Origin of the sequence: Arenicella xantha (assembly GCF_003315245.1) — a bacterium.
Lineage (GTDB): Bacteria > Pseudomonadota > Gammaproteobacteria > Arenicellales > Arenicellaceae > Arenicella > Arenicella xantha.
Genome location: NZ_QNRT01000009.1, coordinates 1 through 24284 on the forward strand (window position 1 = coordinate 1; position 24284 = coordinate 24284).

The window sequence follows — 24284 nt, forward strand, 5'->3', positions numbered from 1 at the left end:
CTCTCAACCGATTTATGATCGAGTTTGAGGATCGACTAACTGACTATATTTAAATCCCAACCAATGGCATTTACACAGTTAGATTTACACTCTCTATCAGCCACCGATACGCCCTACTATCACTGCATCTCAAGATGTGTTCGTCGCGCATTTCATATCAATATTTTTTATATATATGTATATCAAATAGTTACATATACTTTATTGTTCCGACCATCGTACCATCGGTTAGCAAATAAGCCCGTTAATTCGGGCTTTTTTGTGCCTTATTCACACTCAGCCCTTGAGAATTAAGCTAATTAAGACTCAAAGTAAGCGCGAATAATTTTAATAGCACGTTCAACCATGCCACTCGATATATCTTTGTAGAACACTAAACGCGCCACACTGGCACCAGTGAACAGCAAACCCTGAGCTTTGCAGTATTCTAAAAAGGCCGAGCCATCACCGTTATCGCAAGATAAAAATACCATATTGGTATGCGCCGACCCATCAACCACAGTAAGCCCTTGAACCGTCATTAGCGCATCAGCTAATTGTTGAGCATGGCGGTGATCTTGGTGTAAATGAGCTACGTTATGTTCTAAAGCATACACCCCCGCGGCTGCCAATATGCCCGCTTGACGCATTCCACCGCCCACCATTTTACGCCAGCGTCTGGCTTCATCAATGACTGTTTTGTCGGACACTAATACCGAACCAACAGGTGCGCCAAGCCCTTTGCTCAGACAAATGGAGACCGAATCGAACGAGCGTGTAATCTGATCCACATCAGTATTCTGCGCAACAGCCGCATTGAAAACCCGAGCTCCATCCAGATGGAATACCAAATCATGTCGATCAGCGAGTTCCCGCGCGTCGGCTATGTATGCGGCAGGAATCACTTTACCGCCGATGGTGTTCTCGAGCGCCAATAATTTTGATTTTGCAAAGTGAAAATCATCGGCTTTAATCGCCGCTTCAATCTTAGAGAGATTAATCGTGCCGTCAGCCTCATGTTCGATTGGTTGCGGTTGTATGCTCCCCAATACAGCGGCACCACCTGCTTCGTAACGATAAGTATGTGCGTTCTGCCCGACGATATATTCATCCCCTCGCTGACAATGCGCCAAGAGAGCGACTAAATTACTTTGAGTGCCACTAGGAAAAAACAAACCAGCTTGGTGCCCTGCCCGCTCAGCTAACAGTGACTGCAATCGATTGACCGTCGGATCTTCACCAAATACATCATCACCGACCTCGGCATCCGCCATAGCTTGGCGCATACCCGCACAAGGAGTAGTAAAGGTATCGCTGCGTAGATCTATAATTGTGGGGGCTTGTGTCATTAGTTCGAAGTAGAGAATGTTATGTGTTGATCTATTAGATACTAGCTTAAAGCCACACTCAACCACTGCAGCAAAGCTAGTGCAGCGTACCGCCCGAGCAGTTGTGATAATCGAACCTAAAACTGGATTTCAATACCGAAGCACGTTGCCCCAATGGTGTGACGCAGGCTGTACCTACTAGTAAAATACGGCTGTCAGCAAAATCAGGGAAACAAACCCTAAGATAAGCCAAAACGTGATTTTACCGTTTGAGTGACCAAAATTGATGGTCCAGCCCCACGCAGGCATCCGTTTGCGAACCCAAAGCCTAGAGTCCATCGTGCTACTGTAGATCCCAAACCATGGGACCCAGTTTTGCTCGTCTTCCCATTCCTTTTGATTCGTTTCTGACTGTGACATTGAAGCCTCCTTGAGTAGATACACAAGTTCAGCTAGCTCGTTGGACCGTCAGTGAGCTAGACAAAGAACGCGAATGTGTCGACCCAACCCTTGTCGACATCAGCTCAGCAACTTAAGCTCTTCAAGTATAGTAGCAGTGTCGGAAACAGTTGAAAAATTTCCTAAATTTATAGACGCCAATCCTTTGCGTCATAATGTTCGAGGTTTAATACGTTTTAGTGGCGGCTGTTTTTTTATTCAGCTAAGGGCTTTTTATTCAGCTAAGGGCTTTTTATTGAGCTAACGGCTTTTCATGCAGCTAAGGGCTTTCATTCTGCTAAAGCCTTTCATTCTGCTAAAGGCTTTAGCTAGATAAAGGCTTCGCACACTAATTCCGTTGCCGGTAGTCTCGCATAGCTTTGCGTAATTGACGTTCAGAATAGCGATCTTCATCAGACAACAATTGAAATGCGTAGTCGACCAGAGATGCGAGCTTCGGTTGATCGTCTAACTGACGTTGCAGACTGTCTAGACACATCAAGGCATGTTCCGCGGCAACGTAGTCTTGCAACTCACCACTGGCTCCTAGCTCTATCAATTGGTTCGCCATATTGAGTAAGTCCGTCTGCTGAAAATCTTGGCTCTCCGCCAGCAACTGAATTTGGACCGCTTCTTGCTTTAACCTCGCTCCAGCCACTCGCACCTCCTGTAGCGAGGACTTGGAAGCCATATGCAGACTAGCGACGGCTTGTCGCAGTGAACGTTCTTGTGCACGATCAACCGCTCCTACCAGCGCCGCTAACACCAAAAACACTCCGTCGTTAACGCGTACCGAGCCAGGCTCAAGTTCCGCTGTACTTGGCCTTGGGCGCCAACGCAAATCATTTAATGAGTGATGACAGGCGTGACAGTCAAACAAACCGAGCTCAGGATACCCTTGTGGATGATTCAACAAGCCACCCGATAAATTGTCTGCTAATGCTTGAGCCGATATCGCCGTGCCGACCATCATTCTACGTGCGGCTGTGTCGGTTATTTTTCGGGCTAAATAATCTTCGTCAACGTCATGGTGTGGTGGTTGCCGCTGTGTAAATGTATCCAGCTCAAATCCAAGACGCGGATGACCCGCCCCCATGATTTGATGCGTAGCGAATTTTTTTTCAGTACCGACGTGGCAACTAACGCAAAGCCTAGTGCGACTGCCCAATTCGGCCGTTGGATACATGCCGTCCGCCAGGTTACGACTCAAGTCATAAGGCATCACGGTATGCTGAGCCAGCCAATTTTCGGCACCACCATGACACGCCTCACAGCCAACCCCATCGCTAATATGAAACTCAGCACCTCGTAACTCAAGCGGCACATTGTCGGCATGACAATCTAAACATATGCTCGCTGTGGCGGGGTCTCCAATGCCCAGCTTAGCGGCTATCTGCTTGGACTCGGCATTGCGCAGCGTATTAAACGCTTTGGCATGTTGGTCGTGAAATAACCATGTGAGGTACTCTGATTGCAATACATTACTGTCATCGGCGGGTACCTTGCTGGCGTGACAACTGGAATTTGCACACGTGGCTACCCCCATATGGGTTTGCTGATCGTATTGCGGCAACTCGGCGGCAAATACACGACTAAACCCAAGTAATAAAAAGCCCACACTCGCGCATACAAGCGCAAAATGCTTGCCGAGAGACCGAGAATCCAAATTAATGTGTTTGCCAGCCGCCATACAATTTAATCCGAACCACCTTGTTGAGCCGGCTTAGTAGCATTATTAACTCGCCACGGCCGACCGTCCTTATCAAGATACAACTTACGCATCTCTTTCAAGTTCAGCGGCCTCGAACCAAGCCGCCCGAATACCGCGATCTGCCCACCGGTCTCATCCACCGCACGGTCGCGATCCATACCCTTAGACAATGCTATAGCTGGGGACTTAGTTTTATGCCAAGCGATCAATTCAGGCTTAGGTGATGGGCTAAACCCGTAGAACTTAGGTTGCGCATCGGGCGACGTAAGCTGCACAACTTTGAGACCGTTAACACCATCCGCAACATAGGCAAACAAACTCGCATTCGTGCTGCCGACGACCACATCGCGCGCATCGCTTATCTGACCTTGCGCATCGTACTGCTGATACAGAGCCATTTTTTCAGGGTTCTTAACATCCACAATCATTAAGCCCTCTTCACCTGCTGCCACATAAGCGTAAGTACGTGCCACGTAGATACGCTGCGCGTTCTTCATTGGAATAGTGTTTTGCTCAAGCAACCTAGGTGTTTCGCCTTGTGTAACATCCACCACTTTCAGTCCATCAGCGTCGGTCACAAATAGGTAACGAAATTGTAAGGCCGACGCGCGACCGTCGTTAAGCTCGATCACGGTTTCAATGATCGGCTCAAGTGGTGAATCTAAGTTGATGATCACCATTCCAGCATCCGCTATTACGTACGCATAATAGCCACCTAATACCACATGCCGGGCGCCATCTAGAATGCCATCAGGGTTCCAGGTTAAGTTCGCCTTTAGAAAGTTATTACGAAACTCACCATCTACCAAAGTATTAACATCGACTAGCATCAAACCTTTGACCGAGTCAGTCACCACCGCGTAATTATATATTGGGTGGAATGGCTGCTCTTGGTTGTCGACACGCATCAACTCACCCTGATTACGCTCCGGCGCAATGTTTTGGTTAGTTGGCAGCGCCATGCAAGTCACGTTATCGCTTTCTACTTGGGTATCGTGTCCGAGCTTGCTGAACGGTGCAGTTACAAATCTTAAGCTGTATCCTTTGTTCGAGACATTGGCCGCGTCGTAGACTCTAAAACCATTACTTCCTTCAGCAACAAACAAATATTCGCCCCGCAACTGTAAACACGAAGCCTGCGCAGAACTCCGCTCATATGCTATTTGTAGTTCCTGCTGATTGTCTTGATGTTGGGCAAACCAATCTGGGTAGGCATACTTTTGCAAGTAGCTACCAATAACGGCTTGAGGCTCTTCCCACTCGGTTACTTGCACTGCCGAAACGCTCTCTTGCCCACCAACCCATGCATGGTATCCAACGAAGTTAACAAAATTGGTACCCTGCAATAATAGCTGCGCCATAATCGCATTATTATCGTTCTGTTCCGACAAATGACAATCGTCGCAGGTTTTCGTTTCAGTCAATCGAGCCGTATGAGGAAAGTGCGGCGCAAACGCTTGAGAACTGAATCCGCTCGATGAAATCGGTGGTTGCTGAGTGTAAATTTTTTCGCGATTAGCGTTAGTCGACGACAAAACCAATGCCGACGAAGATCGCACCGGCGCGATACGTCCGCCGTTGATACCACCACGTCGACCTAGTTGGAACATCTGATCGCGCGCAACTTGCGGATTATACGTCGCATAATTCCGCGACTCTCCGCCCTCGTAATGGTTTCGCTCAGTCTTCCAGTTCGCCTCAATCGGCAAATGACAGCCCGCACACGATGTGGTCCACGACGTATGACAGGTATAACACTCCATTTGGTCGTCTTGATGCGCTCGATTTTCAGCGCTAACCCCAAGTCCCCAGTCTTGCTTGGCGGTATCATTACTAACGGTTTTAGCACGCGCCGCTTTGTCATTATATTGCGCATGCTTCGGGTCAACTGAATCCTTAACCAGCGACAGCTCCCACTCCAACCCAGGGGTCAATAATGAGCGCTGAATCAGCTTGCCATCGACCCATTCGAAGCGCAATTGGCCATCAGGGTTACGCAAGGCCGCCAAGCGATTTCCTTGTGGTGGAGCGGCTGGTCCAGTCGTGGTTAGATTCGGGTAAGCATCCGCCGTGCCATGACAATCCACGCAGTCGATTTCAACCGCATTCGCCACCTCACCATAGATATGCCCGTTGCCGTGTGAGTCTTGCGAAAAGTGACAATCCGAACAGTGCATCCCCTTGTCAGCATGAATCGACGACATGTGTACGCCCTTATCAAATTTCTCAGGGTCATCATCACTAATTGCATTACCTTGGGCATCTAATAACGTGCCTTCACGGTCGCGTTTATACACCGCACGAAAGTTCCATCCGTGCCCGTGATAGTCGGCAAATTGGGTATCACGAAGCTTCGGATTAAGTTCCGACACCTTGGCGACAAAATCAGGATCTGCCCACTTGCCCCGAGCCGCTGCGGCTTCAGGATTACGTTGGTTGGTTTGCCGGATTTCGGCATCCGTTGGATACTGCTGCTCTTCTGGCCACATATGTGGGGCATCCGACTCATAGTCCCACATGGTGTAGCCAAGATACGTATTGACGAACATATTAGGCTGGTGCATATGACAAATCATGCATTGCGAGGTCGGAATAGCGCGCGTGAATTCGTGCTTCAACGGGTGGCCCGATTCATCTTTGGGAATAGTTGGGTCGGCGGTTTGTGTTTTACCTAAATGCCCGAATTCAGCATACGGGCCTGAGTGTTTTGGATCACGATCATTGGCATAGACCACGTGGCAACCACTGCACCCTGATGAGCGATAATCGCCGGGATTATCGTTGGTGCCCAAAAACCACGACAGCGGATCGTTTAAGCGCGTCTTGGTGATATTAATCAGCGGCACTGAGATTCGACCACCAGTACCAGGCCCACGATTAGACTGACGAATATCCGGTCGACCTGGCTCTTCAAGCCGCTGCAACAAGCCAAGAGCATTCGGTATGCCGGTTTCCGGAAAGAGGTTTGATAGATTTCGTCCGCCGCGCTCAAAAACCCTAAAAATATCGCCGGGGCGCACGGTTTCCCATGCTGGCAGTGGCGCCAAACTCGGTAACACACCATGACGTTTTGCCAGCATTTCAGGCACGTTGGTGACGGGCCCAGCAATAGCGGCTGCTTCTCCCTCGCGGGTATACGCCTCGCCCAATATGTAATTCTTATAGGGCAATATTCCATTGTTATACGCCGCGCCGCCCCACAACATTGCGCCAGTTGACATCAAGCTACGCTTAGCCGCTTTAATGATAGGTAAATGGCAGGCACCGCAAGCTTCCTCTGCAATTCGATAATCGCCGGGATTAACAAATCGTACAAACTCTGGGCTTTCCCTATTTAACAAGGTGTAAGCATGCGGCGGATTCGCGCTCGAAGGTGAATGCCAGGTTTTAGGCAATGTTGGCTGCACATGAGCCAACGTCATCGCGGCTAAGTAAGCTGGTGCATAAGCATGGTCACTTGCGTGTTCATCCGCATGTCCGTCACTGTCAACAACTTGGCCAGTAGCGGGCTGAGGGTCTGCGCGAAAGTGTGCCGACAAACGCTCAACAGAATCGTGAGACTCGGGTTTTTCATGACTGTCTGCTACCGGCGCTTCAATACTTGAGTCGCCGCCGTGACAATCGGTGCATCCTAACACCACGGCGGGGTTACTGTGCATTGTGTGACGATCACTCGCGGTATGGCAACTGACACAGCCACTAGATTTAGTATCGGCTTCGGCTTGGGTTTGAGCCTTAGGTGCGGGCGGGTACACCGGGTATTCAATGACTAATGGTTCTTCGCCACTAGCGGCGTACAACGGCGCACTTACAACGCCGCACAGCGCAACGGCAGCCAGAGCCAGCAAGTTTCTAGAAATAATAGTAAGTCTAAGATTCATCATGAGTTAGTAAGCCAACACCAAATTTGCCAGAACAGAATACGGTCGCGTCTGTCCATAAAGATCTTTAAAACCGCTACCGGGATTCAATACCGCACCGGATAAACGAAACACGATATTTTGTGATGCAAAAGGCCGCCAGATCATCGCTGCCGAAAGGTCCTGCCCAATATTTTTACCCACCTTTGATTGGTTTCTTGCTAACTCAAGGCTCGAAGTATCATCAAACCACATCTGATTAAAATTCAAGGACAATCGAGTTTGCGGGGTCAAGTCAAAATCCGCCCCAACACCTAACACGGTAATACCGGGATTAGTAAAATTAGATTGACCATGCTCTTTAGACGAACGTAGCGACGGAATAATCGAATTTCGACCATTTAGTGCAACGCGACCACCACCAATGAGCGGCACATTTTGACGAATAAAAAACGCCGTATCACCGCCAGCAAACTGTGGATTTTCAAAAATTGCGTCGAAGCCAGTTTCACGTTGATCGAGCGGATTATCGTCACCACTAGAATGCAAAAGTGACGCCTTAGCGCGTATCCAGTCATAATCTCTGGATACTTCTGCCGCCACGAAATAGGCGTTTACATCGGTATTTTGATTGGTAAACACGCCATTGCTTTGATCGCCCAATGCATAATAAGCTGAATAAGTTAGGTTGTTGCGTCCAAAATGCCCATCACCACTCACGCCCAAATAAGTGACATCATAATCACGACCACGTTCAAATCCGAGTGAGCTTGGCCGCGCAATAAACTGGTTGTCGTCGAAGAAAAAATCACTCGACTCGCGGTTTCGATTATGAATTATCGAGGCTTGTGAGATGAAGCCTTTAGATGGAAAGTCTTGCCAATATAGATTGGCAATGAAAATATCATCTTTGCGAAGGTCATCAGTAATGTCATTCAATCCACTGTTTGATTCTTTCTCTAAGCGGCGAAACCAGGCCAGATTGTATTGAAAAATATTGTTGTTCCGAGTACCAAACAATCTGACACCGAGCTGATTATCCTGGAATAAAAATCCTCGAAAGTCACTGCTAAATGGCTGAATCCCGATACGAAAGCTATCGAAATCGTAACGGTCTGATACATTGCGAATATGGTAGTCCCAAAATGCACCCTGTAAGCCCACATAGCCCTCGGTACGCGTGTCACCTTGCGCAGGATCAGCTTTGAGCGCGCCAATTTCGTCAGCCACAGTATGATTAATATTAATCGCGGTGATCACGCGAAACTCATGATCTGGCGGCCGGAAAACTGTATCGCCTTTATACAAAACCCCTTCAACAATCAGATTTTCGTTAACGAGGTAAGTATCACCAGCCGCAACTAAGTCTAAATCGCCTGAACCAGCAGTGGTCGCCGCGCCAACCGGTATCGGAAAACGACGCGGCTCTACCACCGTATCGCTTATCACCGACAGATTCACAAACCAGTCTTTGCCGAATACGGGTCGATCACCTTTGATCGGGTTATTATTGTTATACGGATCCCACAAATTCTCTTCGTAACCTAAGGCATCGACAATTCGCCACCGGTCTGGCACTGGTGCAAGATCAGGTAATAACATTGCACGCGGCGTCGGCAAACGGTTTGGATTGCAGGGATCAGCTTCGTACACCAGCACCGGGTAATTGGGGCGGCGACGCGGCTGCTCAACCTCAGCGTCCGCCTGTTCACACACCACTGCACCATCTACGTTAACCATCTCGTCAGCTTCAGTCGGTGTCGCAGCGTGACTAGCTGCAAACCACAATCCACACAACAAGCCAACCATCGCGCGACCGACACCTAGGTTTGCACCTGGGTTTACGCCTGAGCCTGGCATGAGAGTCACCTTGCGGCTAGCTAGCTTGTCAGACATTATTTTCCCGCGCACGGCGATGCCTCGATAGAATCGATAAACGGTGCTTGCGGACAGTTTATGTAGCGCAAGCGAACACCTTGCGGTGACAAGGTGTCAGCGCGAATTGCTGGGTCGGCATTATTAATCGCCCCGCCTAATTCGACGCCAGCATTATGCAAGCCAAGAAATGAAATCATGTCATCCTGGTCAACTCCGTCACCGGAGACACCAATTCCACCAATCAATTGTCCGCCTCGATAAATTGGCACACTGCCGGGGAAAATCTGGATACCGTTGGCCAAATTCGGAATGCTAGTGCAGCCTGGTGCGGCTGAAATTAAGCGATCAATGCCAATCAAATTAAACTGTAAGCCAACATTAAACGGACTCCATACCTCAAAAGGAAAGCTCAACGGCCCGTTAGGGTTCCCGTCTATACCATCAGGGTAGAAGGGTCTAGATAGATTGCCACCGGCTCGATCCGAGAAAGCAATCCCGTCGGCGAGTGCGGTCGGTGAAACAAAGCTGCGTAGCGCATTTACAAAATGCTGTTGACCCGCGTCTATCAGCTTTTGACCGGCGTCGGCTCGTGAGAAAAACGCTGCCGTTCGAGCTTTTTGTAGGGAAACATCTGTGCCAAAAATCGGCGCATCAGGCGTACGAGCAATGCCTAAAATAATGCCATTACTGTCCACTACCGAAATAGAAACCCGCGCGCCGGAGTCTGCAGGGTTGCGAATTTGAGCGCGTGCCCGCATCGCCACACGCAATGCGTTACTGATTAACACTCGTACTTCATTCTCGGTAAGTGCAGCGGCGTCGGTTCCGGCTCTAATCGGAAATCGATCACCTAATACTACGGCAGGCACGCCGAACGCATCGCTCACGACAAATCCAGATTGTATCGAACCAAACGCAACCCCTGCTTTAACCGATCCGGTAAAAAAGCCAGCGACCGGCACAAACCTACCGCCAGCAAGCGAATCAACTGAGCTAGTACGTAGATCTTTATGTTCTGCGTCACTGAAGCGAACTAGTTTTCCGTCTAATGTTATCTGGCTAAGGACTTCTGGGGCACCAAAACCTCTAGTTGCCGCCAGCGCTACCAATTCATCAATAGATTGATCGATATCCGAAATAGAGTTATCAAGCGAGTACAAACCGTCGGCAATCACGCCAACACCGCCAATCACTTGTCCACCGCGGTACAACGGAAAACCACCGGGGTCAGCCGACAATCCAAGCGGCGAACCTTTTGGTCCTTGTGAGCCAACTTCAGAAGTCACTTCTGAGCATTGCAGCTGACTAAATTGAACGCCGAATAAGGGGCCTGCCGGTTGGTTAAATTCGCCAGGATTAAAATGCTCTTGCACAATTTGACTGGCAACACGCGTACTAAAAGAATTACCGCCGCTCGACAAATAGTTTCCAGTGATCGCTTTCGCGATGGCCGCAAAGCTCGCCGGTACCGGTTGCTGTTCAAGCCCATTGCCTTGTGCAATACCACGATTCGATGTCACCGTAACATTCTCAGCAGCACCGTTCATTTGATATACCGCCAAGACATTACCCGGCCGATCAACCACGGCAATGGTGGCTGCTACATTACGCGCTTTCGCTTCTGCCACGGCTTGCCCAACGACACGTCGAACCTCATCGGCACTCAAAATTGTTTGTGCATTCACGGCACCAAACAATCCCGCAACAAACAATCCCGCACATGCGCAACGCAACGTCCGTTTCCACACCGTCGGTCTTGGTTTTATTTGAACGTTGTTTTTCATACCAAAATCTCTCTCGCTATCAAGATTCATCATAGGTTAGTGGATGCTTTAGAAGGCTTGCTAGCACTATCACGAAGTGCTTGTTCAAGCGGCCGTTCGCCCGACCGCCAAGGCGCTAACGCAGGTCGATGAAACTCGTGACAAGCAATACAGCTCGTCGGAGTCTTACTCTCGTGCGAGCGCACACCGGTGTGACACGAATCGCAGACTGGCATATCCGGCATCAGCACATCGGTCGCTTGTTCAGACTCGGCTGCCGCGTGACACAAGCTACAATCTGACGAACGGTGGCTACGGTGATTGAAGACTGATTTCGTCATCCACTGTTCAGTTAATTTAACCTCGGCAACTTGCCAACTAAGTGCACCATCAGCATCACTTGTTTGACTGATTTCATGACAAGTTTTGCACGTGGTTCGAGTAAATACCTCTTCTGCTACACTCCGCGCTTTGCCCCACGGTTCTGCCATAGTAAGCGCTTGCGCTCCGCGTTGCTTAACTGAACCACCAGGCCGCCGCAACACGAAATCCTGTATCTCTTCTTGGGTCGGCGCGCGCCCAAGGCTGTTGCGTAAAAATTGTCGCGCATAAAACTCTTCCAGCGCTAATACTACCTGAGCAGGGTCGCCATGCGGAAGTTCACGCTCAGGCGCATCAGGATCAAACACCAAGGTATGACAGGCGCGACAATTGTTTTCCATGCTAATCGGCCGCATCAACTCCCCCGCGCCGTCGGTAACGTGACAATCATTACATACCAGTTGAGTATTCCCATCTGGGCCATCGACACCAGCCGCGTCAAGATGCACATCATGCGGAAAGCTTAAATTTGAATTCTCAACCGGGTTGTCGGCTAACTTTGCACGCTCAGCATGCCAAGTCATTGAGCCGGGTACGCCCTCTGCAGTAAGAATGCTAACTGACAATGCTGGATGTGGCGCAGGCTTACCTTTCTCACGATGCTCAAGCCCAAAGCCGCCAACATCTTCCAGCGCAGTCTCTAAACCCGATTCACTTAAGTCTTCATGACAACCAATACACAACTGGTCATCGTGCCGAACTAAGTTAGCAGGCTTATTATGTTCACGATGACAACTCGCACAGCGCACCTCATCCAAATTCACCACCGGATGCATTTCGCCATCTATATGCTGCTGAGCATCGGCATGACAAGTCAAGCAAGTATCATCTTGCACTTTTTGAAAAGGCACTGTGTGGCAGGCTTGACAATTTTGATTCAGTTCAGGAATCTTATGCGCCGAAGACAATGGTCCGGAAATCCATGCATTGTCAGACGGCAACGGCGAGCTGCGTAAGAACGATGACAGCTGACCACTCATTAAGCTAACAATGGGTACCACTAAAAACAGCAACAGTATCCCTGCCAATAAGACCCAAGACGGCCAACGCCGACTCAGATTAGTTTCCTCTAGGGAGAGCGGGCTATTATTCTTTTTATTTCGATCTTCCATTATTCAATTCCAAGCGCCACTACCAGTAGAAGAACACAACGATAATGTGCACCGTTAAAGCCGCTAACAATGAGATCGATAACGGCACGTGAAAATACAGCCAAATTTTTAACAACGCACGAATTTGCACATCGCGCCGAATACGACGCAATATTGTTTGACGAGCCGCAACCGTAGCCAATAGATTTTGAACCGACCCAGCCTCCTCGCCTCCAGTTAATACCGACAGTCGATTGGCCAAACATTCGATCGCATTCGCCTGATCAGTATTCGATACTTCTTGCTCGACACCCGAATTAAGCGCAGCGGGTATACGTACGGTTGAATTGTCTTTAGCCGCTAGTTGCTGCCAGACACTACCACCAATGTGCGTGCCTTCAATGGTGTTTGCTATGAGGGCGCGCAAGTCTGTTGTAGATGCTTCTTTGAGCGCCCGCTTATCCAGTTTTTCAACTTTTTTTAACAGGTTCGCCAATGTATCACCAGCACGATTTTCGCTCATGCGCGATGGGTATCGCACGTAGGCGTAAAGACCATAAAATCCACTCAAAATCACAGCCACCATTAACACATACGCTAAGGTGTGGATGTTGTAACCAAATTGCCAACCTGAATGAAGGCTCGCAATCAAAATCAATGCCGTGCCAAGATAAACATGTGCTGACGTCCAGCCTTGCACCGATCCCAAACTAGATGCATAGCTACGCTTCCGTACCCCTAGTAGCGACAGCCAGACAATCAAGGCCGCTCCGATCGTGCCAAGCGTGTAGCCCAGCCAAGTTCCACCATTCGGTCCGTCGATCGGGTCATGCCAGAAATAGGCCGCTGAACAAAGCAAGCTTACGCACAACGCAAACCAAAAATACCGGCCTCTACGAAATCCAATTATTGACTGATACATATTCGCTACACCCTAGCGTTCAACGCGACTGCTAACCAAATCGACAAATTGCTTGGGATTCAAACGCATCGCCGCTCCGGTAGGACAAGAGCTGACGCATGCCGGACCCGCAGCGCGATCTTTACAGGCATCACACTTAACGGCCTTTTTGATATCTTGCGATGGATCTTTCTGCTTGCCACCAGGACCAGGTCCTTTGCCAGTTAAAAGCCAATGCAACAAACCCGGCTTTTCGGCGGGTTCAGTTTCCAAGGAAATCACTTCGTATGGGCAGTTGCGCACACAGTTGCCGCATCCGATGCACGCTTCTTGGTCAATAAAGACCTCACCATCGGAAGCACGGTGAATGGCATCTGGAGGGCAGTCCTTCATACAATGCGGATGCTCACAATGGCGGCACGAAATTGGCACATGAATACTAGCGAACGACGCGCCGGCCTCCCGGTCTAAGCGAGAGTTTCCATCATGAGTTTCAGCACATGCTTTCTCGCAGTTGTCGCAACCGACACACAAAGACTCGTCAATAAGCAGCACATCGGTGCCCTCGCCCAAGCCTTCACGCATAAAGAACGACATTAACTCACCACCACGTGGTTCGGCCTCCATTTTAGCTTCAACCGTTAGCCGCTCGCGGACGTGCGCTTGCACCTGCTGACGCATGCCTGAATCTTTTTCTAACAGTGACAAAAAGCTGTTCTTACTTAAGCAAATTGTCTCAGTTCGCACATTGGCTCGTACGGTGTCGGTGCGAATCCCGTCGCCCAGCGCGCCCGCCTCACCAAAGTAGTGACCAACGGGCAAATACGAGGTAATGACTTCATGTTCCTCGGCTTGTTTTATTGAGGTAACAGATCCAACCCGAATCAAATGCACTTCATCACCAGAGGTGCCTTGGGTATAGATATCTTCGCCCGCATCAAACATTTTCAGTCCACTGTCTTGCACCACAGTGGTCAGTTCGGAGTGTGGTGTGTTGGGGGTAAACTTTGAATGCAATGCTCTGAGGATAAACGCCTCATCCAGTACACGCTTCACTTCATCAACCGAACTCAACAACTTAACCATGGTACGTCGAGGTGTTTCAACCACCACACAGCCTTCGCCAGCGTAAACCGTCGCGGTACGTCGTCGCCCGGATATCAAACTCTGTTCGCCAAAAAAGCCACCGCGATTGAAATGAAATTCTCCAACCCCGGGCAAACTCACAAATGCATTGCCATCAATCACCACGAAAAAGGTGTCGGTGAATTCACCACTTACACAGAGTTCATCGCCCGGCGCTCGATACTGCACTTTACTGTCGAGAATGAATTCACGAAAAGTCAGAGGGTTAATGTCACGATAAATTGGTGATGATTGCTGCAGGTACACCAAGAGTTCCGCAACCGATTTGTCGTACGGAAGCCCCTTAAACGCTTCAACTAATAATGGATGATCAGCCGGCTCAATATCGTTGCCTAGTATGTATTCGACAACCTCATAGCCTTGGTTCATCGCTTGCTTGATCAGCGGATATCCGCCCAATGCGCCGATCACGTAGATCCCGTTCACATTCGACTCATACTTAGCGCTTAGTTCAGGCAGCGATGCAGGATTGTCATTTGGGAACTCAATACCAAATGATTCCACCAATTTACGCGGAGGAATTGCACCTAAACGAGCAATCACGCGATCAACAGGAATGGCAACTTCACCGGTCGGGGTATTCAGAACAAACAAGTAACGACTCTCGTCGTCGGGGTTTAGCTCGATGCGACCAGGATTAGACTCATACTGACAGTCGATTTTTCCGTCGCTAATAGCGCCCATAATGGCGTCCAAGTTGCCTTGCTTGGCACGCGCAAATTCGTCTTTTCGGTTAATGATGGTCACGTGATTTCGATCAGCAAGACCAATGGCATTTTCAATTGCCGCATCACCAGCACCAACTACGGCAATACGCTCATCATTGTATTCTGCCGGATCATCCAGCTGATATTGGACGTGTTCAAAATCGGCTCCTGGGCATGGCAGCTTGCGTGGATTACCCTGCACACCGATACCGAGAATTATTGACTTAGCGCCAATTTTATCGCCAGACGTAGTGGTGATTACAAAGTTCCCCTGGCTGCCTTCTATGCCGGAGACTTCACTGTTATATCGTATATTGGTGTTGGTTGCCGAAAGCCCTTGATACCACTCATCTAAAATATTCTCACGCGTGTCAGCGGTGAATTTTAGCGGACTCCGTAATGGTAAGCGCGCAGGCGTATCCATTACGTGCTTGCCCTTCTGGTATTTTTGTATGGTGTTCGAATGCTTGGGCGATCCTTCGAGTAAAACGTGCGATACCCCTAGCTCAGCGGCATGTGCAGCAGCACTCATTCCACCTGGACCAGAACCCACTACTGCGATATCAAACAATTCCACCTGCAACCCCTTATTATTGTTATTCCTCCACCTTACATCAGTTTATAGTAAACCGATGCCTAATTGAAGAACCTGTTGCAATTAGCGATCCAACGCATTCATTCGCCATGAGCCCAAACTATCGGCTATGATAAGAAAGTCACATTAGCGGCTTATGGGTGCCCAATGCTTCAGCAACTTTCGATTCGTTCTCACGCTGTACTCGCTTGCTTAATCGCAAGCTGCGTACTGATTAGTTCAGACTCACTAGCGCAAATTAATAATGCGGAGAGCGAACACTCCACCGCTCACCTTGGAGTCGCGAGTTGCTCAGCCAGCACCTGTCACGGCAGTACCGTACCGTATACCGAATCTAATGTACTGCAAAATGAATTCCGCACTTGGTATGAACTCGACCCGCATGCCCGAGCCTACCAAACCTTGTTGACCGACGAGTCGGCCAAGATCGCCCGCAAGCTCGGCCTCGAGTCCGCTAGCACAGCTGACACGTGCTTAACTTGCCACGCCGATAACGTCGCACCAGCGCAACGTGGCGCTGACTTTCGTCTACAGGACGGCGTTGGCTGCGAAGCCTGTCATGGCGGCGCAGAAAACTACTTAAAATCTCACACCTTACAAGCGCACATAGATAATTTGAGTGCCGGCTTGAGAAAAACTGAAGACCCTCTAACCCGCGGCAAGCTATGCGTTAGCTGCCATGTTGGCGGTCAACAAACACGCCAAATCACACATCAAATCATGGGCGCAGGACATCCTCGCCTCAGTTTTGAACTCAATACCTTCAGTAGCATTCAACCCGCCCATTACATGGTTGACGAAGACTATCGACAACGCAAAGGTGAGGTCAGCGCAATCTCGACTTGGGCGATGGGACAAGTGGTTGCAGCTGAACAGCTACTGCTAAACGTAGCAAACAAACCTCGCGCAGGACTGTTTCCAGAACTCTCGCATATGGACTGTCTAGGCTGCCATCAGTCAATGAGTAAGATCACATGGATGCCAGACTCAGTAACGCAATTACCAAGCGGCACGCTGCGCTACCAAGATGCGCATTTATTAAGTAGCTACCGAATTGCATCCGTGGTGGCACCGGAAATGGCGCCAACTCTACTCAAATCTATTCGCAAATTTTTAACTGAAGCGGCCACTCAAGAGAATCCCAATACCTTAGTACAGCCACTCACTGAACAACTATCTGAGCTGCAGCTCAAACTCGCCGCATCGACAATTTCGGCTCAGCAGACTTACCAACTCATTGCAGCGCTAGTTGACTACGGCATCGAATCAGGGCACCACTCTTATGCTTCAGCCGAGCAGCTGGCTATGGGATTAAACTCATTGTTTAATGCGTTGTCTCAATCAAATTTTGACGCACAAACTAAGCAGCGTTTAATTCCCATAATTAATGAATTATTTACCTCGGCGGCGGATCCTGAACGTTACAACGCGGCCGCATTTATGCGCAATTTAAGACGTATTAAACCAGCAATGAGTGAACTCTAGCCAGATTTTGGCTAATCACTTCTTTGGCTAGTTGTCAGCCAACAGAGAAAGCGTCGCGGTTGCTTCGCCTGACGTTAGCACAACGCTATTAGCTTGGATTTCAGTGACTGTCCATGCTTGTATGAAATCACCGATTGTGACTCGGTAGCTTTGCCCAGTTCGGGTATCCGCAATAATCGCTGTTTGTGAGTTGCTGGACATCGATATTGCGCTAAGTCGATAGTGACCTGCGCTGGGATTTTCCAACTGCTGTCTATAATCAGCATCAAATAGGCCCACTACCTGCGTTCTTGAACCAGGTCGAGATTTACTTTGTGAGTCAATTTCTTGCGGCGAAACAATATCAAATACCACCGGCCTAACTCCAGCACTAACAGCCCGCGCACGCAACGACTCACTAATGTATGCCACGAACACCACCGCCGTGCCATCAAGCTCAAAACTTGGCGTATTGGCCGCACGTAAGTCATGCCGACGCAGTGACAACAACTCGAACTGAAGTTTTGGTCTTAATGTATCAAGCATTGGTAACAGACTATCTAATTGTTCGCTTTTGATTCGAAAATTTATTTCGAGACGCGCCCTCGACACAGCATCATCGTGCTCGTCAATTGATGGCCTGAGGCTTGAAATACTGGCATCGTGATTCACAAATAGAGCCTTAACAGACTCTTGAAGATGGTGACCAACCAAACTACCTATTGCGCTAGAACTAAGGTCGCCGCGGGCAAATTTATCGCGTAGCCCTGACTCCAATAGCTGGGACATCCCTGCGTTAGACTGCTGCTGATTACGTTGCTCGTCCAACGCCGCTCGCAACGAATTTGTGTGCTGTCTATGCGACTCAAAGCTGCTTAATACCGGCCTGACAGCAACCGACCACAACAGCCATAACGCTGCGGCTAGTAACAGGTAGGCCAGCACCGACTGGCTCAATTGACTACGACTAATCATCCGCGCCCTCCTGAGTAGTATCAGTCGCGGCAAATTTCAACTTCAGTCGAAAACGTTCGACATCTCGCGCTCCGTCGGCGGAAATTGCCGATACAAACTCGCTGTCTATGACCAAATCATTGGTGTCGACTCGAGTTCTAACCAACGATGAACTTCGTGCCCGCATATCAAGCACCAAAGTATGAGCGTTCAGTATTGCTTGATCGACGACGGCATCATTCGGCAAAGTGCGCGACAGCGACTCCAAATAGTTCACCGTTGTGGCAACGCTCGAGCCTTGGCCACTAGTCATTATCACATCAGAATCAAACTCAAGCCCGCTATTACTCTGATTTAATGCACTAATTTTCTGCTGCAAACTGGTTTGCAATTTGCTTTCTTGACTCCACCAGTAACCGCTCAAACCGAACAAAGCAATCAGCGTAACAGCGCCAAGTACTAGTCGGCGTTGGTATCGGTTGCGCGGCACAGCACGAGCTTGACCCGCATCACCAGCAAAATCATGAAACTCCACAAAGCGCCGTTGTTGTGCTGCATCAAAGGCCAAACCGCTAATTGAAAGCAAGGCTTCCTTACACGCATCCAGCGGTTCTACGAGCTCTTGTCGTAACACTGCATCGACCCGAGCTCCAGCGTCCGCAGCAACATACCAAAGCTCCTCTGCTTTAAACGGCATGAGCTCCGCAACCACCGCATCAACAGACATTCCCCGTTTATTAAGTGGCACAGCGATTGAAATAACATTATCGGCGGGAACCAATAAGTAGACTTTTACACGACCCGACGACCGCATTATACGCGTAACTTCGACCGGATCTAAGACTCGATTTTGATCTCGATCAGGCAAATAAAGTCTGTTATCTGAAGATGAATAGGCAACGACAGCGGGTTGCTTCGCACGAAATGCAAATGGCATGCCAAGTCCCTGAGCCCACCATGAGAGGAACCGCCTGACGCTTTGCATTGTGTGTGTCTTATTCATAGCGTTGGTATTATGAACCAGTCAGCGCTCCATGTGCACTATCATGTGTCAGCTTAGCGTCTTATGGCGCCGCGAACAGTCTTCAAATGAGCCTTACTCTGTTGCAAACAATCGACGACTTATAAACGCGCGACCGAATCATACAGACGCCCTTCCGCATTAGTCATTTTGATGACCTCGCTAGAAACGCGCGTCGCGCTCCCAACTTTACTTGTCACGGTAATTCGATAATACGCTGATAAGCGAGTATCCAACATCGTATGATGCACCGGCGTGCTGACTAACGCTAGAGAATTTGGTATGCGAGCATCAACCAAAGACTGTTGCTGACGCTCTAACAGCAAACGTTGTCGGTCCGCAACGGCCAGATTAGGTAACCAGCTCAACACCATCTCACTCGCCAACTGAGGATGCACAGTCGCGACACCATTGTGTAAGCTGACGTTCGGAATAAGACGCTGGTAAGCTCCAGGGGTAGACTCCAACCACTCGCGTAGCAGACGATAAGTCAACGGTTTACCTTGCTGAACTAAAGCCTGCACTCGCTGAACAATGGTGGCAGTAGATGCCGAGTCCAAACCAACCTCAGACAGAATAGCGACTAATACATCATCAGCAACATAGCGTAGGTCAAGTCTAGCTGCTTCATTTTCCACTTCGATCATCACCGAACCCGCTCGCAGATTAAGATTCAATATGTGCGCCGGCGTTCCGGTCGGTGCCACAGCAACTCGGTTTGACGCGAGGGTCAACGCAGCATGACGAATGCCCGCCTGATGCAGAAAATTATGCTTAAGCCGCAACATATCTAGACGTGTGGCTTCAGTGTTCGCACTATATTGTGACGCTAAACCAACGGTTAACATCGCTAAAATAGCGGCAATCCAAACCGCCGTTAGCAACGCAAACCCATTTGTGCTACGCACCGAAACTGGACGACGCTTAATCATCTTAACGCGAACCTCCAGCGCTCAAACTCACCATGCTGACGCCAATAGAACACGATTTGCTGAGGAGGCTCATCACCTTGCCAAGCATCCAGTTCAACACCGTCCATCACATAACGAAAACCAGCTTGCTGTAAGCCGCTCATCAATACCGACCAAGAGTCCTGTAAATCCGATTGCACTTGCAACATCCCTTCGTTCGAAACTCTAAACAACACCGTATTCGCACCGCTCAACCAATCGGCATCTCGGCTCTCAAAGTTCAAGGTAAGTGCTGTGTGGTTCCCCCCTATTTTGGCACCAGACAGCGCCGCCAATTGCAAAGTACGATGCGTAATTCTGCGCTCAGTCTGCTGCATTACTTCCTGTTGAATACGACGCTTAGCATTAACCACATCGGCAATCGCTTGATAGGCAATCAGACTCAGCATTGCAAACAACGACAGGACCAACAAAAACTCCACTAAAGTAAACCCGACCTGCCGCGCGCTCATGAACGAACCAGGCAGACATCGTCCTTCGGTTTGCTGCCCAATAACTATTGAGAGTCGTCGTGACCTATTGGTCATTTTGCATCTCACGCAAAGTATCATGCACTTGATCGGAGACAAGAGCCTGATGCTGCAACGAAAAAACGATTGTGCTTAAGTGCACTTGCCGTGATAAATCAGGCAACACAACTTCCAGCTCAGCCTGCATTGCAACAACACGATTAGTCATTGTTTTGACCTCTGGTGCAAGGTCCGTGGCAGTGATTGGGGTCAATACCAAAGTCCACTCCATACCTGCGGCATCACCATTGAAAGAACCGTCGGCAGGCGGATAAACCCCGTGCTGCACTCCAGCAACCAGCGGTTTAGCATCTAGCGAAGCGAGATGGCTGGCTGCACGATGATGCGCTCGCTGCAATTGAGCGGTAATCGCAACTTGTTTATAGGCTTTCGCAACAATCGATGACGCGCCGGTTACCGCTACCACAGTAAGCGACAGCGCCACCAGCACCTCGATCAGCGTGAACCCGCGATTACAAAAATTATTTAGACCGCGCGGCATCAATCGTCACCTGTGACGTAATTCGATCAACGCGCAACAACCATGCTTGATCAATTTGTGGAGCGACACCGTCCGAAGAGGCGCGATCTCGAAGCAATAAGGTGCCGCCCGTGCTACTACCATCTGGATTAAAAGTCAGTGATTGCTGTTCGCTTACCTGCAACACCGAAGCGAGCGAACTCGGCTGATGACACCGTCCACTCTGCCAATGTAGCGATTGTTGTAGCTCCTGCGACTTGAGCCTACAGTTGCGCAGTGCTGTCGCCAACGATTGCACTGCGCTCTGGGTACGCACCGGCCCCAACCAAGATTGCATACCGCGCGGCACCAGAGCCAACAATAATCCCATCAAGGCGATCACTACGAGCAACTCAAGCATGGTGAACCCAAGGTCATTGTTGGTAGAAATCATAGGTCAAATTGCCCCACACTTTGTAGGGCGGAGAACACAATCAACACCACCGAACCGATTGCCAAGCCCATCACGATAATCAGCACCGGCTGAGCGACCGCAGCTAAACGTTCGGCCGCAACGGTAAACTCGCGTTCTAAGCGCTTAGATAAACGTGCCAATGTGTCAGCAAGCCGTCCACTCTGTTCGCCAGCCCGAATACCATGCGCAATTAAATCTCCTACATCGCCCATGGCCTGCACGGCATCACTCAAACGCTCGCCCTGCTGTACCCGCTCAATCACAAGTCTGAGCGACTCTTTACGCGCGCCCTGCGGCAGTCCCCGGCAGGCAATATCTAACGCGGCCGTCTGCGATAATCCAGCACCCAGTAGGCTCGACAAGGTTCCGGTTAATCGTGCTAATTCCAATTTAGTTCGCAGCGGACGTAACGGGCTTGGCCAAGCACTCGGTATTCGATCGGCAATGTCATGGCGAAACAACCAAAGCAGCGCACCAGCAAACCCAGTCAAAGCCAAGAACCACATCCCCCAATGATCAGCAAATACACCAAAACCCACCAAACCATTAACCAGCGCCGACTGTGAACCTCCAAACGAATCAACCACGGCAGCCAACTGCGGCAGAATCAGCAACAGAATCAGTAACAAACTGACCAACAACACACCACAGAGAATCGCGGGGTAAATCAATGCGTTAATAATTTTGGATCTAAGTTCTTGCGCACGGCTTAATTGCTCAGTCACCAACTCCAGCGCCGTCGGAAGATCCCCCGCAGCTTCTCCTGCCGCCACCATGCCGCACACTACGCCATCAAAGTGGCTAGGAAATCGGCCCAGTTGCTGATTAAACAAGCCACCTGCTCGCACTCCGGCAATCAATTCTCCAAGAAGGTTTTGTTGCTCATCATTAGCGGTGGAGCTAGATAGTGTCACCAGCGCAGCATCTAACTCGGCGCCAGATTCAAGCAACAGCCCTAAGTCACTTAAAAAATCAATTACCCATTGCTGTGTATTCATGAATGCTCTACAGCGTCGCTGACGTTAACCTCAAGATTACTCAAAGCCTCATCACCGACTACCCGAAGCCGCTCGAGCTCATCAATACAACCCGACGCGAGCAAGCGCGCCGCATCATCGGCCAAACTCATATTGTCTAAGCGGATCGACTTAAGTAACTGCTTATTACTGGCCTTACTGTTAACCCAATCAACACCGACGAGCGATGGCAATACCTCGGCAATGGCAGTGCGGCCAAGATAGCCGGTGGACTGACAATGCTCACAATCGGCGCCCCTGGCTAGTGTTTGACAAAAGCGACAGCTTAATCGAACTAAACGTTGTGCCACCACAGTTTTAAGCGTCGCGCTAATCAAGTAGTCTGGCACACCGAAATCACGCAATCTTGCCAGTGTTTCAATTGCACTATTGGTATGTAAAGTCGTCAATACCAAATGTCCAGTCAGTGCCGCTTGAGCTGCTAGTTTTGCAGTCTCCGCATCGCGAATTTCACCAACCATAATAACATCGGGATCTTGTCGCAACACCGACCGCAATGATTTGGCAAAACTAACACCGTGCTCCGTATCAACTTGAATTTGATTGATTCCTGGCATGGCTATTTCCACCGGGTCTTCAATACTTATTACTTTTAACTGATCCAAATTGAGCCGATTGAGTAAGGCATACAGCGTGGTCGACTTACCCGAACCGGTTGGACCGGTAATTACAATCAAGCCCTGCCGTTGCCGCATGGCGGCGTGCAAACAGTCAATCACCGATTGGCGATAACCTAATTCGCTAAGAGAAGCATGCCCGAGCGTGGGATCCAGTAAGCGAATCACCGCACTCTCACCATCATGCAATGGCATTGTGGAAACCCGCATATCGATCAGCTGCCCGTCGGCTGGAAACTTAAAGCGCCCATCTTGCGGCTGCCGGCGCTGAGTCACATCTAAACCCGACATCAATTTAATTCGCGCCATGGTTGGAGCAATACGGCTTTGGTCAATGGAACCTGCGCTTTGCAATACGCCCGATACCCTAAAGCGGACCCGCAACGCTTGCTGGTAAGGCTCGAAATGGATATCTGATGCTTTGGCAGCAATGGCACGCTGCAATAGACTGTGCACGGCTCGCACCACCGCCGACTCATTGTCGATGTCAGTGATTGCGCTATTCGGCATAGCTTGAGCAGACGAGTCGGCTTCAACTTGATCCACTTGCTGACGATAAAGTCGACTCAGTCCGGCCAAAATATCGCTTCGCGCGGCGACCACCGGAATCACTGCACATTGGCATTTAGAGCGCATCACTTTTAGGGTAAATTCGTCAGACGGATCAACCATCGCAAGCCGTAAACCTGCCGTTGATTGATCTATCGGTAACACTTCTTGTTGATGCAAAAATGAACCCAGAGCATCCAGCTCAGCAATCGCTTGAACTGGCAACTGGTGTGCGGTCAGTAGCGGCACGTCGAACAGTTCGCACATTGTTTGTGCAAACACTGTTTCAGGAATACTCCCGTGCCGCAGCAAGGACAGCAACGATGGTTGCGAGGCGTCCTCAACCGCATCACGCAGTAAAGACTTTGATAAATAGCCGGCGTCGGTGAAGCGCTCAAGCGCGGCACGATACAAGGAATGGTTCATAGGCTAAAGTCGGCACTCGGCAT

18 protein-coding genes are annotated in these 24284 nt (G+C 49.7%); 1 reads left to right on the forward strand and 17 read right to left on the reverse strand.

Translation table 11 applies throughout. The features are described 5' to 3' along the window. Positions 1–299: 299 nt before the first annotated feature. The 9 genes from ltaE to DFR28_RS18375 all read right to left on the reverse strand — a co-directional run bounded on the left by ltaE (position 300) and on the right by DFR28_RS18375 (position 15760). On the reverse strand, positions 300–1328 hold the full coding sequence (gene ltaE, locus DFR28_RS18335; protein WP_211317056.1) for a low-specificity L-threonine aldolase: 1029 nt from the start codon (positions 1326–1328) through the stop codon (positions 300–302). Positions 1329–1505: 177 nt separating this feature from the next. Beyond that, positions 1506–1727 carry a DUF5808 domain-containing protein gene (locus DFR28_RS18340; RefSeq protein WP_113955856.1) on the reverse strand — a complete coding sequence of 74 codons (222 nt, stop codon included), beginning with the start codon at positions 1725–1727 and terminating at the stop codon, positions 1506–1508. Between the two features lie 367 nt (positions 1728–2094). After that, entirely contained in the window at positions 2095–3435 is a 1341-nt protein-coding gene (locus DFR28_RS18345) for a multiheme c-type cytochrome (RefSeq protein WP_113955857.1), read from the reverse strand. A gap of 5 nt (positions 3436–3440) precedes the next feature. Next, positions 3441–7337 (reverse strand): LVIVD repeat-containing protein, encoded by a 3897-nt coding sequence (locus DFR28_RS18350; protein ID WP_113955917.1) that lies wholly within the window; start codon positions 7335–7337, stop codon positions 3441–3443. A gap of 6 nt (positions 7338–7343) precedes the next feature. Next, positions 7344–9212 (reverse strand): hypothetical protein, encoded by a 1869-nt coding sequence (locus tag DFR28_RS18355; RefSeq protein WP_113955858.1) that lies wholly within the window; start codon positions 9210–9212, stop codon positions 7344–7346. Continuing rightward, a complete protein-coding gene (locus tag DFR28_RS18360) occupies positions 9212–10978 on the reverse strand; it encodes a GlcG/HbpS family heme-binding protein (protein WP_211317057.1) in 1767 nt (588 codons plus the stop codon). The genes DFR28_RS18355 and DFR28_RS18360 overlap by 1 nt, the downstream gene beginning before the upstream one ends. Before the next feature lie 29 nt (positions 10979–11007). After that, positions 11008–12450 (reverse strand): cytochrome c3 family protein, encoded by a 1443-nt coding sequence (locus DFR28_RS18365; protein WP_113955859.1) that lies wholly within the window; start codon positions 12448–12450, stop codon positions 11008–11010. 19 nt (positions 12451–12469) lie between these two features. Further along, complete coding sequence (locus DFR28_RS18370; RefSeq protein ID WP_113955860.1) at positions 12470–13351, reverse strand: hypothetical protein; 882 nt, start codon at positions 13349–13351, stop codon at positions 12470–12472. 12 nt (positions 13352–13363) lie between these two features. Beyond that, positions 13364–15760, reverse strand: a complete 2397-nt coding sequence (locus tag DFR28_RS18375) for an NAD(P)-binding domain-containing protein (protein WP_211317058.1) — start codon at positions 15758–15760, stop codon at positions 13364–13366. A gap of 165 nt (positions 15761–15925) precedes the next feature. Here DFR28_RS18375 and DFR28_RS18380 point away from each other — a divergent pair, with 165 nt between their 5' ends. Further along, entirely contained in the window at positions 15926–17263 is a 1338-nt protein-coding gene (locus DFR28_RS18380) for a multiheme c-type cytochrome (RefSeq protein WP_113955861.1), read from the forward strand. 27 nt (positions 17264–17290) lie between these two features. Here the strand turns inward: DFR28_RS18380 and DFR28_RS18385 are convergent, their stop codons facing one another. From DFR28_RS18385 to DFR28_RS18420, 8 genes are all read right to left on the reverse strand, one after another. After that, positions 17291–18217, reverse strand: a complete 927-nt coding sequence (locus DFR28_RS18385; protein ID WP_113955862.1) for a GspMb/PilO family protein — start codon at positions 18215–18217, stop codon at positions 17291–17293. Further along, complete coding sequence (locus tag DFR28_RS18390; RefSeq protein WP_113955863.1) at positions 18210–19133, reverse strand: hypothetical protein; 924 nt, start codon at positions 19131–19133, stop codon at positions 18210–18212. The genes DFR28_RS18385 and DFR28_RS18390 overlap by 8 nt, the downstream gene beginning before the upstream one ends. A gap of 185 nt (positions 19134–19318) precedes the next feature. Then, entirely contained in the window at positions 19319–20149 is an 831-nt protein-coding gene (locus DFR28_RS18395; protein ID WP_113955864.1) for a hypothetical protein, read from the reverse strand. Then, the gene (locus tag DFR28_RS18400) at positions 20146–20715 is read right to left on the reverse strand and encodes a PulJ/GspJ family protein (RefSeq protein WP_170132182.1); all 570 of its coding nucleotides are present in this window, start codon (positions 20713–20715) and stop codon (positions 20146–20148) included. The genes DFR28_RS18395 and DFR28_RS18400 overlap by 4 nt, the downstream gene beginning before the upstream one ends. Continuing rightward, complete coding sequence (locus DFR28_RS18405; protein ID WP_113955866.1) at positions 20705–21199, reverse strand: type IV pilus modification PilV family protein; 495 nt, start codon at positions 21197–21199, stop codon at positions 20705–20707. Before DFR28_RS18405 ends, DFR28_RS18400 begins: the two co-directional genes overlap by 11 nt. Next, positions 21180–21611, reverse strand: a complete 432-nt coding sequence (locus tag DFR28_RS18410) for a prepilin-type N-terminal cleavage/methylation domain-containing protein (RefSeq protein WP_113955867.1) — start codon at positions 21609–21611, stop codon at positions 21180–21182. Before DFR28_RS18410 ends, DFR28_RS18405 begins: the two co-directional genes overlap by 20 nt. Beyond that, complete coding sequence (locus DFR28_RS18415; protein ID WP_113955868.1) at positions 21608–22630, reverse strand: type II secretion system F family protein; 1023 nt, start codon at positions 22628–22630, stop codon at positions 21608–21610. Before DFR28_RS18415 ends, DFR28_RS18410 begins: the two co-directional genes overlap by 4 nt. Further along, positions 22627–24261, reverse strand: coding sequence for a GspE/PulE family protein (locus DFR28_RS18420; protein ID WP_113955869.1), 1635 nt, complete (start codon positions 24259–24261; stop codon positions 22627–22629). The genes DFR28_RS18415 and DFR28_RS18420 overlap by 4 nt, the downstream gene beginning before the upstream one ends. Between the last annotated feature and the right edge of the window lie 23 nt (positions 24262–24284).